Origin of the sequence: Komagataeibacter xylinus, from assembly GCF_004302915.1 — a bacterium.
Classification (GTDB): Bacteria; Pseudomonadota; Alphaproteobacteria; order Acetobacterales; family Acetobacteraceae; genus Komagataeibacter; species Komagataeibacter xylinus_C.
The window spans coordinates 1-15,263 of the sequence record NZ_QQBI01000013.1 but is presented as its reverse complement, the minus strand read 5'-3'; the positions used below and the strand labels follow the sequence as shown (position 1 = coordinate 15,263).

The following is a 15,263-nucleotide window of genomic DNA, read 5'->3' as shown; positions in this document are numbered from 1 at the left end:
TATGCCGCGCGGGTATGGGACAGCGCCGTGCGCCGTCCTATATCTGGGCATGCAAGGCTCATGCCCAAACACTGGAGGTTCCATGTCCGATACCGTTCAGGCCGTACCTGACGCCAAAGCTGCGAACGCCCTCGTGCCGGTTACGGTGCTGACGGGCTTCCTCGGCGCAGGCAAGACCACGCTGCTCAACCATATCCTCACCGCCGAGCATGGCCGCAAATACGCGGTTGTGGTCAACGAGTTTGGCGAGCTCGGCGTGGACAACGACCTCGTGGTCGATGCCGACGAGGAAGTGTTCGAGATGAATAACGGCTGCATCTGCTGCACCGTGCGCGGCGACCTGATCCGCATCCTCGGCAACCTCATGAAGCGCCGCGCCAAATTCGACGGCATCATCGTCGAGACCACCGGCCTTGCCGACCCGGCTCCCGTGGCCCAGACCTTCTTTGTTGATGAAGACGTGCGCGGCAAGACCCGGCTCGATGCGGTCGTGACCGTGGTCGATGCCTACAACGTGCTCCAGACGCTCGAAGAAAGCCCCGAGGCGGTGAACCAGATCGCCTTTGCCGATGTGATCATCCTCAACAAGGTCGACCTTGTGGATGAAGCAGGCCTTGAGGCGATTGAAAAGCGCATCCGCTCGATCAATTCCGTCTGCCGCCTCCACCGCGCGAAACGCGGCGACGTGCCCTTGTCCGATGTGCTCGACCAGGGCGGCTTTGACCTCCAGCGCGCGCTCGAGCATGCCCCCAATTTCCTTGAGGACACCAGCCACTCGCATGAGGCTGATGTGACGTCCATGTCCTTCGAGGTGGAGGAACCGCTCGACGCTGCCAAGTTCCAGGCCTGGATCGGGGCCGTGCTGCAGGAGCAGGGGGCGGACATCCTGCGGGCCAAGGGCATCCTGAACTATGCGGGCGAGAACCAGCGCTTTGCCTTTCAGGCGGTGCACATGATGGCCGATGGCGGCTTTATCGGCCCGTGGAAGAAGGATGAGCCGCATGTCTCGCGCCTTGTCTTCATTGGCCGCAACCTCAACCGCCCGCAACTGCGCCGTGGTTTTGAAAGCTGCCGTGCGAAATGAGCGGCGCCATGAACGACACCATGCCCCCCTCGCTGCTCGAACGCCGTGGTGCGCAGCGCCAGCTTGAAGGGCAGGTCACCGGTTGCGCCATCGCGCGTGACAGCCAGCAGGTCGCCTTCGCCACCGCCGAGGGCGACGTGATGGTGGCCGCCCGCGCCGACTGGGGCCGCTCGGATGCATGGGATGTGCAGACCGTGCATGATGGCGCGGTGCTTTCCATAGCACCTGATGCCGCCCCCACCGGCTTCCTGACTGGCGGCGATGACAACAGCCTGCGCCGGATTGCGGCTGATGGCAGTGTGAGTGAACTGGCAAGGGGCCGCCGCTGGATCGAGCACATCACCACCTGGGCAAATGACAGGGGCGGGGTGATCGCCTTTGCATCGGGCAAGCAGGTCGAACTGCGTGATGCGGCGGGCCGGGATACGCTCAAGGTGCTCGAGCATCCTTCCACCGTCAGCGGCATCGTGTTCGATGCCAAGGGCAAGCGCATCGCGGCCTCGCATTATAATGGCGCGTCGATGTGGTTCGTGCAGGCCAGGGTGGATACCCCCCGCGTGCTGGAATGGAAGGGCAGCCATATCGGCATCGCCATCCATCCTGCGGGCGACGCGCTGGTGACCTCCATGCAGGAATCGGAACTGCATGGCTGGCGCCTGGCCGATGGGCATAACATGCGCATGAGCGGCTACCCTTCCAAGGTGCAGTCCATGGCCTTTACGCGTAATGGCAAGTGGCTGGTGACCAGCGGGGCGGACACCATCGTGATGTGGCCGTTCTTTGGTGGTGGCCCGATGGGCAAGCCCCCCTTCGAGGCCGGGGGCATTCCCGGCATCATGTGCACCCGTGTCGCCTGCCACCCCGTGCATGACATCGTAGCCGCGGGCTTTGCCGATGGCGCGGTGCTGATGGTCGATACCAACGCCCAGCGCGTGCTGCCGGTCAGCATGGCGGGCGAAGGCGCGGTGACCGCGCTCGCCTTCAGCCCCGATGGCTGCGCGCTGGCCTTTGGCACGGAAGATGGCCGCGCCGCCGTGATCGACCTGTCGGCCAAATAAAGCGGCAGGGGGCGGAAAAACGCATGCGGGTGCTGCATGTCATGGCGGCAAGGGGCAATGGCGGAGCGGAGCTTTATGCTACCGATGTCATGTGCAGCCTGCATGAGGCGGGGCTTGAACAGGATGTGGTCATGCACCCCGCAGCCCCCCGCGTGCCCGCCATGCGGGCGGCGGGGATGGCTGTGGAGACCGCCCCGCTGCGCCTGCCGCTCCGCCCTGTCGCCCGCCACGCCATACGCAGGCTGATCGGGCGCGTCAGGCCCGACCTCATCCATTGCTGGCTGCGCCGTGCCGCCGAGATCGTGCCCGCTGGTACCGGGGTGCCGGTGATTGGCTGGTTCGGCAATTACAAGGATCTGCGTGCCTTTGCGCATTGCGACTGGTTCGTGGGCTGCACGGCGGATATGGCGGCCTCCATGGTGGCGCGCGGCGCGCCAGCCGATCGCGTGGCCTATATCCCCACCTTCCCCTCCGTAAAACCGCAGCCGCCGGTATCGCGGCACGCACTTGATACGCCGCCCGATGCCCCGGTGCTGCTGGTGCTCTCGCGCCTGCACCCGGCCAAGGGGCTGGAAACCCTGCTTGACGCGCTGCCCTCCCTGCCGCGCTGCCATGTATGGCTGGCAGGCGAGGGCGAACTGCGTGCGGCCCTTGGCGCGCAGGCGGCAAGGCTGGGGGTGGCGGACCGGGTGCATTTTCTGGGCTGGCGCTCGGACCGGGGGGCCTTGCTGGCAGCAGCGGATCTGTGCGTGCTGCCCTCGCGCTATGAGCCGTTTGGCACCGTGATACTCGATGCCTGGTCAGCAGGCGTGCCGTTGGTGGCCTGTGCGGCGGATGGACCAAAGGCACATATCCGCAACGGTGAAAACGGCATGCTGGTGCCGATTGATGATGCCCCGGCCCTGGCCACTTCCATTCGCGCGGTGCTTGATGATTCCGCCCTTGCAGCAAGGATCAGGGCAGGCGGCACACGGGATTACGAGGCAGGCTTTACGCCGGAGGCCGTAACCAGCCAATGGCTGGCCTTTTACGACCGGGTGCTAAAGACAAAAAACGGATAAAAGTTTCTGGGTGCCGCCTTTTTTCAAGAAGGCGGCGTCTTCCGAAGCTTTTTGCAAAAAGCTTCACCAAAAACTTCTGTTATTTTACAGCCGTTTTGACTGCGGGCGGAGGCTTGGGGGCAGAGGCCATGCCATCAAGAAACGCCTCGGCCAGGGCCGCATAGAGCGGCTGCGAGCAGATCATGCGCGACACGCCATAGGCCAGGAACGACGTGGCCAGCAGCGCCAGCGTAACCTGCTGGTTATCGCACATTTCCATGACAATGACCGAGGCCGTCAGCGGTGACTGCACCACGGCGGAGAAATAGGCCACCGTGCCCAGCAGCACCACCGCACCCGGCGTGGTGTGCGGCAGGAACTGCGCTACCCAGCCGCCAAACCCCGCCCCGATGGCAAGCGAGGGCGCAAACAGCCCGCCCGGAATGCCCGAGCAGTAGGAAATGATGGTGGCGATGAATTTGAGGATGAAGAACGAGGCGGGATAATGGGTTCGCCCGTCAATGATTTCATGCGCCTGGTAGTAGCCGGTGCCATAGGTGATCCCGCCCGAGGCAATGCCCAGTATGGCCAGCAAAAGCCCGCACACGGCGGCGAACGCCACGGGCCGCCCCTTGGCAAAGCGCCCCAGCCCGCCGGGCAGGCCGCGCGTGGCCCGGATGAGAATGGCCGAGAACACGCCCCCGCCAATACCACCCAGAATGCCGCAGGTCGGCACCGCGATCCAGCTGATGCCAATGGGCACCACCACATCCGTATGGCCGAAATAGCTGTAATTGCCCACGAGTGCTATGGCCGTGACACCCGACAGGATCACGCCGGTGAGCATGGTGCCGCTGGTGCGCTGCTCAAACGAGTGGCTGAGTTCCTCGATGGCGAACACGATGCCCGCCAGCGGCGTGTTGAACGCGGCCGACACGCCCGAGGCCCCGCCCGCCAGGATCAGCCCGCGCCGCATGCTGATGGTGGACAGGTTGAGCCACCGCCCGCACGCATGCATGATGGCGGCGCCAATCTGCACGCTCGGCCCCTCTCGCCCGATGGAGGCCCCCGCCACCAGCCCCAGCGAGGTCAGCACGATCTTGCCCGCCGCCACCCGCAGCGACAGCAGCCGGTCGACAATGGCGAAATTTTCAAGGTGCAGCGTTGCAATGGTCTGCGGTATGCCGCTGCCCTGCGCACCGCGGAACCATGTGCGCGTCAGCCACGTTGAAAGCGCAAGGCCGCCCGGCGTCAGCACCAGCATGAGCCACGGGTTGAATGCGATGATGTGCGTGCGCAGGCTCGCTGCCGCATCAGCCGCCATGGCAAAGCCTACCGCCACCACGCCCACCACCACGGCAGCCGCCCAGCACGCGATCTTGCGCCGCCACTGCTCGGTGGTGATCCGCGCGGAACGGCGCAGGTGGCGCATGTGTTTCCGGCGTATCTCGGTAAGGTCGGTTCGCATGCCCGGTAACGTACTTTCAGCAACAGCCCTGAAACGGGTAAAACCGGGTTCAGGCCGTCCGGTTTCGCGGCAGGGGTGGTATTTATCGCAGGTCAGGCAGTCAGTGGCAGAATATCCGCCCCTTCCGCCAGGTCAGGGCAGCACCAGCACGCCGGTATGCTTGGCCTTGCGCTCGGGCTCGACATGGATGTTGATCAGCGCATCGCCCAGCCCCGCGCGCAGGCCATCTTCCACCCGGTCGCAGATGTGGTGGGCTTCCTCTACGCTCATGGCACCGGGCACGACAAGATGAAACTCGATAAACGTCATGGCGCCGACAATGCGCGCGCGGATGTCATGCGCCTCCATGGCGCCGGTGGCGGTGTGTGAGATGATGGAGCGGATCTCGCCCAGCGTCTCGGAATTGGGGGCCTCGTCCATCAGCCCCGCGATGGAGGTGCGCATCATCTCCCACCCCGTGCGCAGCACGTTCACCGCAATCAGGGCGGCAAGCAGCGGGTCGAGCCACAAAAAGCCGGTGAGCGGGATCAGTACGAACCCCGTGATCAGCACCGCCGATGTCCAGACATCGGACAGCACATGGTGCCCGCTGGCCACCAGGGCGGGTGAATGGCGCGCCCGCCCCAGCCGCAGCAGGAACAGCCCCCACACCAGGTTGAGCACGCCCGCGCCGCCATTGAGCGCAATGCCCAGCCACGAATCCTGCGGCGCATGCATGTGCTGGAAGCCCTGCCACGCTTCATGCGCGATGGTGATGGCGGTAATGACCACCAGCACCCCTTCCGCCACGGCGGAGAGGTATTCGGCCTTGTAGTGACCATAGGTGTGGTTGTGGTCGGGCGGGAGGCTTGCCACCCGCAGCGCCCACAGCCCGGCCACGGCGGAGACCACGTTGATGATGGTCTCGATGGCATCGGAGTACAGCGCGATGCTGTCCGTAACCCGCCAGGCGGCATATTTCATGCCCAGTGCAATGAGGCTGACGACAACGCTGCACCAGGCCGCGCGGATCTTGGGGTCGGTACGGGAAAGCATGCTGAACAAGAGGTCCTTGCGATCAGACGGAGTGGGCTTCGGCCAGAATGCACTGGTTGGCATCGGTCAGGGTTTCAATCTGCAAGGTGGGGTGAACAATGCCGAAGCGGGCCTGCAGTTCGGCTGCCGCGCGGTTCAGCAGGCCATCAGGCGCATGGCCCTGCTCGCCTGCCCCGCGCACGAGGTGGACGGTCAGCGCGGTTTCGGTGGTGCTGATGGGCCATATATGCAGGTCATGCAGATCGCACACGCCGGGCAGCGTGCGCAGGAAGGCATCGACGGCGGCAGGGTCGATGCCACGCGGCACGCGGTCAAGCGCCATGTCGAGCGAATCGCGCAGCAGCGACCACGTGGCAAGAATGATGGAAAGCGACACCACAAGGCAGATGACGGGGTCGATGCGCAGCCAGCCGGTCAGCAGGATCAGCCCACCACCCGCCACCACGGCCAGCGCCATCACCGCGTCGGATGCCATGTGCACGAACGCGCCACGCAGGTTAAGATCCTTCTTGCCCCCACTGGCAAACAGCAGCGCGGTCAGCCCGTTCACCACAATGCCGATCCCGGCCACTATCATCACGGCAACGCCTGCCACCGGGTGCGGGTGGACCAGCCGCAGCACGGCCTCCCACATGATGCCGCCGGTCACCACCAGCAGGGCCACGGCATTGCCCAGTGCCGCCAGTATGGAGGAGCGCCGCAGTCCGTAGGTGAAATTGGCGGTGGGCGAGCGGCGCGAGAGGATTTCGGCCAGCCATGCCGCCCCAAGTGCGAGCACGTCGGACAGGTTATGCCCCGCATCGGCCAGCAGCGAGAGCGCATGGCTGCGCACGCCCCACACCGCCTCGCCCGCTACATAGACAAGGTTGAGCGCGATGCCGATGGCAAACGCCCGCCCGTAGGAGGCCGGCGTGTGCACATGGTGGTGGCCGAACAGCCCGCCGCCATGCCCGTGGTCGTGCCCGCAGCCGCCATCATGTCCGCCATCGGCATGGTCGTGGCCCGCATGGGCGTCATGGTCATGACCGCAGTCATGGCCCGTGTCAGGCCCGGTGGCGGCCTGCCCGGGGTGCGCATGGCCGCCCTGCGCGTGGTCGTGCCCAGTGCAGGCAGGGCCGTGCGCGGGTGAGGGGGCGGCATGGTCATGGGAGTGGTCATGGCCATCCGCGCCATGGTTGTGCTGGCATTCGCCCATGGGGCCTGAATCCATATTGATCGGGAGGGGCAGGGTATCGCCGCCTTCCTAGCAGAAGGTTACGGCGCGTCACCAGCATTTAGCACATTCCTGTGCGCCGCCCCGGCGTGATATGGCTCCCGCACTGCCATCAGCCACGGAAAACCCGCCCATGATCCGACTGACCGAACTGCGCCTGCCCATCGCGCATGACGACGCCGCACTGGAACAGGCGGTGGCCGAACGGCTGGGTGTGGCTACGGCGGAGATCGAGGCCATCACCATCTTCCGCCGGGGCCATGACGCCCGCCACCGGCACCGCATGATGCTGGTTTATACCGTGGACTGCGCCGTGCGTGACGAGGCCGCCGTGCTGGCCGCCCACGCAGGCGCGCGCAACATCATGCCCACGCCTGATACCACCTACCGTTTTGCGGTGGATGATGGCCCGGCCCTTGCCGCGCGGCCCGGCTTCATGCGCCCGGTGGTGATCGGGGCGGGGCCATGCGGGCTGATGGCCGCACTCGTGCTGGCGCAGATGGGCCTGCGCCCCGTGGTGCTCGAGCGCGGCAAGGTGGTGCGCGAGCGCACGGTCGACACCTTCGGCCTGTGGCGCAAATCCGTCCTCAACCCCGAGAGCAACGTGCAGTTTGGCGAAGGGGGAGCGGGCACCTTCTCCGATGGCAAGCTGTACAGCCAGGTCAGTGATCCGCGCCATTATGGCCGCAAGGTGCTGGCCGAGTTCGTGCGCGCGGGTGCCCCGCCCGAGATCGAATACCTCTCGCGCCCGCATATCGGCACGTTCCGGCTGGTGTCGATGGTCGAGCATATCCGCGCCGAGGTCGAGGCGCTGGGCGGCGAATACCGCTTTGGCGCGCACGTAACTCAATTCGTGACCGGTGATGACGGCGCGGGGGACAGGCGCATCCGCGCGCTGCGCCTGGCGGATGGGGACGAGATTGCGGCAAGCCATGTGGTTCTGGCCATTGGCCACAGCGCGCGTGACACCTTTGGCGCGCTGCATGAGGCAGGCGTTGCCATGGTGGCCAAGCCGTTTTCCATCGGGGTGCGCATCGAGCACCCGCAATCGGTCATCAACACCGCCCGCTATGGCCAGCCCGAGGCCGTGCCGTTGCTGGGGGCTGCGGATTACAAGCTGGTGCACCATGCCAGCAATGGCCGCGCGGTCTATTCCTTCTGCATGTGCCCCGGCGGCACGGTGGTCGCCGCCACATCCGAGGTGGGGCAGGTGGTGACCAATGGCATGAGCCAGTATTCCCGCGCCGAGCGCAACGCCAATGCAGGCCTGGTGGTAGGGGTGACGCCGGAGCGCGATTATCCCGGTGGGCCGCTTGCGGGCATCGCCTTCCAGCGCGAGTGGGAGCGGCGTGCGTTCGCGGCCGGTGGCGGGGCCTATTTCGCGCCCGCGCAGACGGTGGGCGACTTCCTCGATGGCGTGGCCTCCACCACGCTTGGCACCGTCGTGCCGTCCTACCGCCCCGGCGTGACACCTACTGACCTGTCGGCCTGCCTGCCTGATTTTGCCATTGAAGCGATGCGCGAGGCCCTGCCGCATTTTGACAGCAAGCTGGCAGAGTTCTCCATGCGGGATGCGGTGATGACCGGGGTGGAAACCCGCACGTCCTCCCCGCTGCGCATTCCACGCGGGGTGGATGGGCAGGGCGTGAACCTGCGCGGGCTGTTTCCGGCGGGCGAGGGGGCGGGCTATGCCGGGGGCATCCTGTCAGCGGGTATTGACGGCATCCGCATTGCCGAGGCGGTGGCCCTGTCGCTGGCGGGGCGGGATGTGGAGCAGGCGCTGCACCGGGGCATGACCCATGCCACCGAAGCCCAATAAACTACTAAAAAGCAAAAGTTTTTGGTGAAGCTTTTTTCAAAAAGCTTCGATAAATGCAGCCTTTTTGAAAAAGGCTGCACCCAAAAACTTTTATCTGTTTTGTCTGGCTTACAGGAACGAGACCGGATCAATATCCACGTCAATCCGCGCCCCGCGCTCGGGTTTTACGCGGCTGAGCCATTCGCGCATGATGGGCTGCACCGCAATGTTGCGCCGCGCGCGCAGCAGCAGCCGGTGGCGGTGCCGCCCGCGCAAAATGGCCAGGGGGGCCGGTGCCGGGCCAAGAACCTGCACGCCATCAAGCCGTGGCGCGTTCTGGCCAAGGGCGCGGGCGGTCAGCTCGGCGGCATCAGGCGTCTCGGCACTTACGATCAGGGCGGCGAGCCTGCCATAAGGCGGCCAGAAGCCGGGGCGGCGCTGCTCGGCCTCCTGCTCCATGAAGCTGCCGAAATTACCTGAAACCAGCGCCTGCATGACCGGGTGGTCGGGCACGTAGCTCTGCAACAGCACCCGGCCCGGCGCCTCCGCACGGCCCGCGCGCCCTGCCACCTGGTGCAGGAGCTGCACCGTGCGCTCGGAGGCCCGCAGGTCGCCACCGCCAAGGCCGAGATCGGCATCGACAATGCCCACAAGTGTCAGGTGCGGGAAGTGCCAGCCCTTGGCCACGATCTGGGTGCCGATCACAAGATCCACCTCGCGCCGGGCAATGCGCTCGACGGCGGCGGCGGTGGCGGCGGGGCCGCTGAGCGTATCACTCGCCATGACCAGAATGCGTGCGTCGGGGAAGGTGGCGCGCGCCTCCTCCGTTATGCGCTCCACGCCGGGGCCGATGGGGGTCAGGCTGTCGGCATCGGCGCATTTGGGGCAGGTCTGGGGAATGGGCTCGTCATACCCGCAATGGTGGCAGGTCAGGATATGGCGGGCGCGGTGCTCGACCAGCCAGGCGGTGCAGTTGGGGCACTGCATGCGGTGGCCACAGGTGCGGCACAGCGTAAGCGGCGCATAGCCCCGTCGGTTGAGGAACAGCATGGCCTGCTCGCCCCGGCCCACGGCCTCGTTGATCGCGCCGGTCAGCACGGGCGAGAGGAACAGCCCGCGCTCGGGCGGGTCGGCGCGCATGTCCAGTGTTTCCACCACCGGCATGGTCGCGTTGCCGTGGCGGGCATTGAGCTTGAGGTGCCGGTAGCGGCCCGCGCCCACATTGGCCAGGCTTTCAAGGCTGGGGGTGGCGGATACCAGCACGATGGGGGCTTTGCTCATGCGCGCGCGCACCACCGCCATGTCGCGCGCGTGGTAGGTCACGCCATCTTCCTGCTTGAAGGCGGTCTCGTGCTCTTCATCGACAATAATCAGCCCAAGCTGGTCGAAGGGCAGGAACAGCGCCGAGCGCGCGCCCACCACAACCCGCGCCGTGCCATCGGCCACCGCCCGCCATGTCACGCGCCGCAGCCTTGCCCCAAGGTCGGAGTGCCACAGCGCGGGTTCCGCGCCAAAGCGGCGGGCAAAGCGCCCGGTCCACTGCGCCGAGAGCGCGATTTCAGGCAGCAGCACCAGCGCCTGCTTGCCGGCCTCAAGGCAGGCGGCAATGGCCTCCATGTAGATCTCGGTCTTGCCTGACCCGGTCACGCCTTCCAGCAGGGTGATGGAAAAGCTGTCCTCATCCACCCTTGCGCGCAGCTCGGTTGCCACCTCGGCCTGGTTGCCGCCCAGCGTGGGCGGGCAATGCGCGGGGTCAGGTGTGGCGAAGGGGGGCGGCGGCGTGATCTCGACCGCGCGCAGCGCGCCCGCCTGCGCCAGGCCGCGAATCACGGCCGCCCCCACGCCTGCCCGGCGGGCGAGTTCGGCGGCGGGGAGCGGCGGGCCATTGGCTGCAATGTCCAGCACCTTCTGGCGGGCGGGGGTCAGCCGGAGGTCGGCAGGCACTGCGGGTGCGGGGCTGTAGCCCGTGCTGGGCCTGGGCAGGGCGGCCAGCGCATTGGCCCGCAGCGCCATGGCCAGCACCATGCCCGGCGGCGAGAGCGTATAGGCGGCCACCCAGTCCACGAACTGGCGCAGTTGCGCGGGCAGGGGCGGCAGGTCGAGGCGGGCAGCCACGGGCTTGAGGCGGCTGGTGGGCACTTCCTTTGATGGGGGTGGCCTGAATTCGGGCGGCAGGCTGGGGGCGGCATCCCAGATCACGCCGGTTTCGGTGCGGCGGCCGAGTGGCACGGTCACGATATCACCGGGGCGGGCATCGGCCAGCCGGGGGGGCAGCAGGTAGTCCAGCGGCCCGGCAAAGGGCAGGGTGAGCATGACCCGCACGCGCCCGTCAGGGGCGGGGGGCAGCAGGTCCGTCTGGGTGGGGTTGCGATGCGGCATGTGTTTTTCTACCGTCAGGCATCGGCTGTGTCTTGTCCATCCGTAAGGCATGGCGCATCCATCGCCCCGAGAAGACATTATTTTGAAACAAGACATTGAGAATAGGTGATAAAAGTTTTCGGGTGCCGCCTCTTTTCAAATAAGGCGGCGTCTTTCGAAGCTTTTTGAAAAAAGCTTCACCCAAAACTTTTTTCAGTCAGGCAAAGGGCAGGCGGCATGATGGCAACCGGGGCACGCGATGCCTTTCTGCAGTGGATGGAAACCGAACGCCGGGCTTCCCCCCTCACGCTTGCGGCCTATCGGGGCGATCTGGACCGCTTTCTCGCCTTCATCATGGGGCATCTGGGCGCGGAACCCGATCTGGGGGCGCTGGCGGGGCTTTCACTGGCCGACCTGCGGGCTTGGCTGGCCCATGAGCATAATGCCGCCCTGACCGGCAGGCGCGCGACCACGCAGGACCGCGCCGCGCGCACGCGGGCAAGGCGGGTCTCGGCGCTGCGTTCGTTCTACCGCTACCTTGCCCGCTACCATGGCGTGGACAACCCGGCGCCCGCCCTGCTGGCCACCCCGCGCACCCGCCGCCCACTGCCCCGCCCGCTGCCAAAACCTGATGCGCTCGAGGTGCCCGAAGGCGTGGCCGACATTGCCCACACCCCCATGGCGCAGGTGCGTGATGGGGCGCTGTTCATGCTGCTGTACGGCTGCGGGCTGCGTATCTCGGAGGCGCTGGGGCTGGATGTGCGTGATTTCGATCAGGCCGCCAGCCTTGGCAACCCGGTGCAGGGTGATGGCGTGCTGCGCATTCGCGGCAAGGGCGGCAAGGAGCGCATGGTGCCGGTGCTGCCGCAGGTCATGCAGGCGCTCAGGCGGTGGCGCAATGCCCACCCGCTGCCCCAGCCCGATGCGCCGCTGTTCGTGGGCGTGCGGGGTGGGCGGCTGCAGGCGGGCATTGCCCAGCGCGCCATGCGCACGTGGCGGCACATGGCGGGGCTGCCCGAGCATGCAACCCCGCATGCGCTGCGGCATTCCTTCGCAACGCACCTGATGGAAGGCGGCGCCGACCTGCGTGTGATCCAGGACCTGCTTGGCCATGCCAGCCTGTCCACCACCCAGCGCTACACCCTGGCGGATGAGGCGCGGCTGATGGATGTCTGGACACGCGCCCATCCGCATGCCACCACCGACACCCCGCCCGATACTGCCCGATGAACAGGAAGATCCATGCCTGAGCGGTTTGCCTACCCCCCCATCGACCCCTACGACCACGGCTGGCTTGATACGGGGGAGGGGCACCGCGTTTACTGGGAGCTGTGCGGCAACCCCGAGGGCATTCCCGTGGTGTTCGTGCATGGTGGTCCCGGCGGTGGGTGCTCGGCCTTCCAGCGCCGCATGTTCGACCCCGCGCGCTACCGCATCCTTCTGTTCGACCAGCGCGGCTGCGGGCGCTCCACCCCGCATGCATCCCTCAAGCACAACACCACCTGGCACCTCGTGGCCGACATGGAGCGCCTGCGCGTGCTCACGGGGGCGGAGCAGTGGATGGTGTTTGGCGGCTCATGGGGTTCCACGCTGGCGCTGGCCTATGCGCAGGCACACCCCGGGCGGGTGACGGCGCTGGTCATGCGCGGCATCTTCACCCTGCGCCGGGCGGAGCTGCTGTGGTATTATCAGGAAGGCGCTTCATGGCTCTTCCCCGACCTGTGGGAGCAGTTCATCGCCCCCATCCCGCCCGCCGAGCGCGGCGACCTGATTACGGCCTATAACCGCCGCCTGACCGGCACGGACCAGGACGAGCAGATAAAGGCGGCCATCGCCTGGAGCGTATGGGAAGGCCGCACCATCACCCTGCGCCCCGCGCCTGATAGTGTCACCCGGCACGGCGACCCGTGTTACGCGCTGGCCTTCGCGCGTATCGAGAACCATTATTTCATCAATGCAGGGTGGCTGGAGGAGGGGCAGCTGATCCGTGATGTGGACCGCATCCGCCATATCCCCACCATCATCGTGCAGGGGCGCTATGACGTGGCCACCCCCATGCGCACGGCATGGGACCTGCACCGCGCCTGGCCGGAGGCGGATTTTCAGGTCATTGACATCGCAGGCCATGCCATGACCGAGCCCGGCATGATCGAGGCCCTCCTCGCCGCGACCGATGCCATGGCGGAGCGCCTGGGCTAGTGGCGGCCCGCAACACCCTGCTGGCCCTGGGGCTGGCCTGTAGCCTTGGCGTGGCCCATGGCGCGATGGCGGCCCCCGATGCCGCGCGGCTGTGCAACCATGAGCGCGTAGCCCAGGTGCCGCTGCGTGATGATGGGGGGTACCTTTCCATCGTCATCAGTATTGCAGGCCACAGCCTGAGCGCGCTGGTCGATACCGGCTCGGATGGCGGGCTGCTCACGCCCGAGATGGTGGGCTACCTGCGCCTGCGCCTCGACCCCGAGCATGAAACGGTGGTGCATGGTACGGGCGGTGTGGCGCAGGCCACGCCCAACGCCATCGTGCCCGACCTGCGGGTGGGCGGGGTGGATTTTGGCGCGCGCTCCGTGCCGGTGGGCGAACTGCCCGGCCAGCCCATGATCCAGCCGCCCGTGGCGGGGCTGCTTGGTGGCGACATCCTCTCGCGCTTCGATCTCGACATGGATGTGCCCGGCGGCACGCTGAGCCTGTGGAACATCCAGCACGGCTCGCTCGCCTGCGCCCCTCCGCCCGCGTGGGATGGCCCCTATGAAAGCCTGCCCCTGCGCCGGCAGGACAACCGCTTCCTGCTCGAGGTCAGGCTTGATGGCAGGCCGGTTACGGCGCTGCTCGATAGTGGCGCGCGCTCGCGCATCGTCTCGCCCGACGTGGCGCACCGCGCGGGTGTTGCCCAGTCACAGCTTGAGCGCGACCCCGGCGGGGTTACCGCCGGCGTGGATGGTCACAAGGACATCTATCACTGGCACCGTTTTGACAGCCTGCAGGTGGGCCACGAGCTTGAGCGCAATGTCACGCTCACCGTGGCTCCTTTGCGCGAGCATCTTGAAATGCTGCTGGGCTCGGACTGGTTCGCAAGCCACAGGGTGTGGATATCCTACGCCACCAGCCAGGCCTTTGTCCGCCCCGCGCGCAGGCAGGGCGGGTAGGCACGGGCCAGGGCGTGGCCCGTGCGGGGGCTCAGCCCTCGAGCTTGGCGTTGCACTGGCTGTAGTAGCCGCCGCCCTTCTGGATCCAGCGCAGCCCGCCATTGGCGTTGGTGGCCTTGTTGGCGTTGTACTGGTCAAGGCAGGTGTGCAGGCGGCCCTTGCCCGCGGGCTCCTTGCTGTATTTGTCAGCAACAGTGGCAGGCATGGTGGCCGAGGTGGTGATTGCGGGCGCTGCGGCCCTGGCTGCTGCCGGTGCGGCTACGGGGGCTGCAGCAGGAGCCGGGGCTGCCGGTGTGGCGGGCTTGGCCGCCTCGGCCGTGGTAGTGGCGGCGCCGGTATCGCACTGGGCTGCCTTGAATTCCTTGTAGGACTGCGTGCCCAGCGTGCCCGCCGTGCGGGCCGCCGTGAATTTGGCGTGGCACGCCTTGGACGTGTCACGCGCCTGCGCGGCCCCGCTGGAAAGGGCGAGCGCCATGACGGAGGCGGCGGCGAGGGAGATGCGGAATGATGTGGCCATGTGGCTGGTCGGTCCTGAAATGATGTATGAAAAAAAGGAAGGGCTTTTACAGCGCGCTGTCGCCCGTCTCGCGCGTGCGGATGCGGATGACGCTGTCAAGCGGGGAGATGAAGATCTTGCCATCGCCGATCTTGCCGGTATGGGCGGCTTCCAGAATCGTCTCGACCGCCTGCTCGACGAGTTCGTCGGTTACGGCAACCTCGATCTTGATCTTGGGCAGGAAGCTGACGTGGTATTCCGCCCCGCGATAGATTTCGGTCTGGCCCTTCTGGCGACCGAAGCCCTTGACTTCCGATACGGTCAGCCCCTGAATCCCCAGCGGGGTCAGGGCCTCACGCACATCGTCGAGCTTGAAAGGCTTGATGATGGCTGTGACAAGCTTCATCGCACCGCGTCTCCATTCTTGCTGTTCCGGCCGGTTGACCGTGGGTGAAGTAAGGTAACCGCTCCGTCTATACCCTGATCGGGTGATGCTGTAAATGCTGTTTCAAAATTCCCCACATGTGCTGTCGGAAAATTCCCCAGCACGGATATGGTGATCAGCCATTG

13 protein-coding genes are annotated in these 15,263 nt (G+C 66.4%); 7 read left to right on the top strand and 6 right to left on the bottom strand.

Translation table 11 applies throughout. The features are described from left to right. Window positions 1-82: 82 nt before the first annotated feature. Genes DV027_RS09365 through DV027_RS09355 form a run of 3 tightly spaced genes read left to right on the top strand, consistent with a single transcriptional unit; the run spans window position 83 to window position 3,203 of the window. Window positions 83-1,084, top strand: a complete 1,002-nt coding sequence (locus DV027_RS09365; RefSeq protein ID WP_130731548.1) for a CobW family GTP-binding protein — start codon at window positions 83-85, stop codon at window positions 1,082-1,084. Further along, window positions 1,081-2,142 (top strand): WD40 repeat domain-containing protein, encoded by a 1,062-nt coding sequence (locus DV027_RS09360; protein WP_130731547.1) that lies wholly within the window; start codon window positions 1,081-1,083, stop codon window positions 2,140-2,142. The genes DV027_RS09365 and DV027_RS09360 overlap by 4 nt, the downstream gene beginning before the upstream one ends. A 23-nt stretch (window positions 2,143-2,165) precedes the next feature. Continuing rightward, on the top strand, window positions 2,166-3,203 hold the full coding sequence (locus DV027_RS09355; protein WP_130731546.1) for a glycosyltransferase: 1,038 nt from the start codon (window positions 2,166-2,168) through the stop codon (window positions 3,201-3,203). A gap of 79 nt (window positions 3,204-3,282) precedes the next feature. On the opposite strand, the gene DV027_RS09350 is transcribed toward DV027_RS09355, so the two are convergent. The 3 genes from DV027_RS09350 to DV027_RS09340 all read right to left on the bottom strand — a co-directional run bounded on the left by DV027_RS09350 (window position 3,283) and on the right by DV027_RS09340 (window position 6,880). Continuing rightward, window positions 3,283-4,614: a chloride channel protein gene (locus DV027_RS09350; RefSeq protein ID WP_130731592.1), complete on the bottom strand. Its 1,332-nt coding sequence runs from the start codon at window positions 4,612-4,614 to the stop codon at window positions 3,283-3,285. A gap of 168 nt (window positions 4,615-4,782) precedes the next feature. Beyond that, complete coding sequence (locus DV027_RS09345; protein WP_130731545.1) at window positions 4,783-5,685, bottom strand: cation diffusion facilitator family transporter; 903 nt, start codon at window positions 5,683-5,685, stop codon at window positions 4,783-4,785. Between the two features lie 22 nt (window positions 5,686-5,707). Beyond that, entirely contained in the window at window positions 5,708-6,880 is a 1,173-nt protein-coding gene (locus tag DV027_RS09340; protein ID WP_130731544.1) for a cation diffusion facilitator family transporter, read from the bottom strand. 151 nt (window positions 6,881-7,031) lie between these two features. On the opposite strand from DV027_RS09340, the gene DV027_RS09335 reads away from it, so the two are divergent. Continuing rightward, window positions 7,032-8,717 carry an NAD(P)/FAD-dependent oxidoreductase gene (locus tag DV027_RS09335; protein ID WP_130731543.1) on the top strand — a complete coding sequence of 562 codons (1,686 nt, stop codon included), beginning with the start codon at window positions 7,032-7,034 and terminating at the stop codon, window positions 8,715-8,717. 108 nt (window positions 8,718-8,825) lie between these two features. On the opposite strand, the gene DV027_RS09330 is transcribed toward DV027_RS09335, so the two are convergent. Then, on the bottom strand, window positions 8,826-11,075 hold the full coding sequence (locus tag DV027_RS09330) for a primosomal protein N' (RefSeq protein ID WP_130731542.1): 2,250 nt from the start codon (window positions 11,073-11,075) through the stop codon (window positions 8,826-8,828). Between the two features lie 216 nt (window positions 11,076-11,291). Between DV027_RS09330 and DV027_RS09325 the strand changes: the two genes are divergently transcribed. The 3 genes from DV027_RS09325 (at window position 11,292) to DV027_RS09315 (ending at window position 14,197) form a co-directional block, all read left to right on the top strand. Beyond that, window positions 11,292-12,284: a tyrosine recombinase XerC gene (locus DV027_RS09325; RefSeq protein WP_130731541.1), complete on the top strand. Its 993-nt coding sequence runs from the start codon at window positions 11,292-11,294 to the stop codon at window positions 12,282-12,284. A gap of 12 nt (window positions 12,285-12,296) precedes the next feature. Continuing rightward, on the top strand, window positions 12,297-13,253 hold the full coding sequence (gene pip, locus DV027_RS09320) for a prolyl aminopeptidase (protein WP_130731540.1): 957 nt from the start codon (window positions 12,297-12,299) through the stop codon (window positions 13,251-13,253). A 65-nt stretch (window positions 13,254-13,318) separates the two neighbouring features. Beyond that, window positions 13,319-14,197 carry an aspartyl protease family protein gene (locus DV027_RS09315; protein WP_130731591.1) on the top strand — a complete coding sequence of 293 codons (879 nt, stop codon included), beginning with the start codon at window positions 13,319-13,321 and terminating at the stop codon, window positions 14,195-14,197. A 31-nt stretch (window positions 14,198-14,228) separates the two neighbouring features. On the opposite strand, the gene DV027_RS09310 is transcribed toward DV027_RS09315, so the two are convergent. Both DV027_RS09310 and DV027_RS09305 read right to left on the bottom strand, forming a co-directional pair. After that, a complete protein-coding gene (locus DV027_RS09310) occupies window positions 14,229-14,714 on the bottom strand; it encodes a hypothetical protein (RefSeq protein WP_130731539.1) in 486 nt (161 codons plus the stop codon). Window positions 14,715-14,760: 46 nt separating this feature from the next. After that, entirely contained in the window at window positions 14,761-15,099 is a 339-nt protein-coding gene (locus DV027_RS09305) for a P-II family nitrogen regulator (RefSeq protein WP_061274536.1), read from the bottom strand. Window positions 15,100-15,263: the final 164 nt, after the last annotated feature.

Coding starts and splice junctions, on each gene's coding strand:
- DV027_RS09365 (WP_130731548.1), top strand. CDS start 83: ATGTCCGATACCGTTCAGGCCGTACCTGACGCCAAAGCTGCGAACGCC.
- DV027_RS09360 (WP_130731547.1), top strand. CDS start 1,081: ATGAGCGGCGCCATGAACGACACCATGCCCCCCTCGCTGCTCGAACGC.
- DV027_RS09355 (WP_130731546.1), top strand. CDS start 2,166: ATGCGGGTGCTGCATGTCATGGCGGCAAGGGGCAATGGCGGAGCGGAG.
- DV027_RS09350 (WP_130731592.1), bottom strand. CDS start 4,614: ATGCGCCACCTGCGCCGTTCCGCGCGGATCACCACCGAGCAGTGGCGG.
- DV027_RS09345 (WP_130731545.1), bottom strand. CDS start 5,685: ATGCTTTCCCGTACCGACCCCAAGATCCGCGCGGCCTGGTGCAGCGTT.
- DV027_RS09340 (WP_130731544.1), bottom strand. CDS start 6,880: ATGGGCGAATGCCAGCACAACCATGGCGCGGATGGCCATGACCACTCC.
- DV027_RS09335 (WP_130731543.1), top strand. CDS start 7,032: ATGATCCGACTGACCGAACTGCGCCTGCCCATCGCGCATGACGACGCC.
- DV027_RS09330 (WP_130731542.1), bottom strand. CDS start 11,075: ATGCCGCATCGCAACCCCACCCAGACGGACCTGCTGCCCCCCGCCCCT.
- DV027_RS09325 (WP_130731541.1), top strand. CDS start 11,292: ATGATGGCAACCGGGGCACGCGATGCCTTTCTGCAGTGGATGGAAACC.
- pip (WP_130731540.1), top strand. CDS start 12,297: ATGCCTGAGCGGTTTGCCTACCCCCCCATCGACCCCTACGACCACGGC.
- DV027_RS09315 (WP_130731591.1), top strand. CDS start 13,319: ATGGCGGCCCCCGATGCCGCGCGGCTGTGCAACCATGAGCGCGTAGCC.
- DV027_RS09310 (WP_130731539.1), bottom strand. CDS start 14,714: ATGGCCACATCATTCCGCATCTCCCTCGCCGCCGCCTCCGTCATGGCG.
- DV027_RS09305 (WP_061274536.1), bottom strand. CDS start 15,099: ATGAAGCTTGTCACAGCCATCATCAAGCCTTTCAAGCTCGACGATGTG.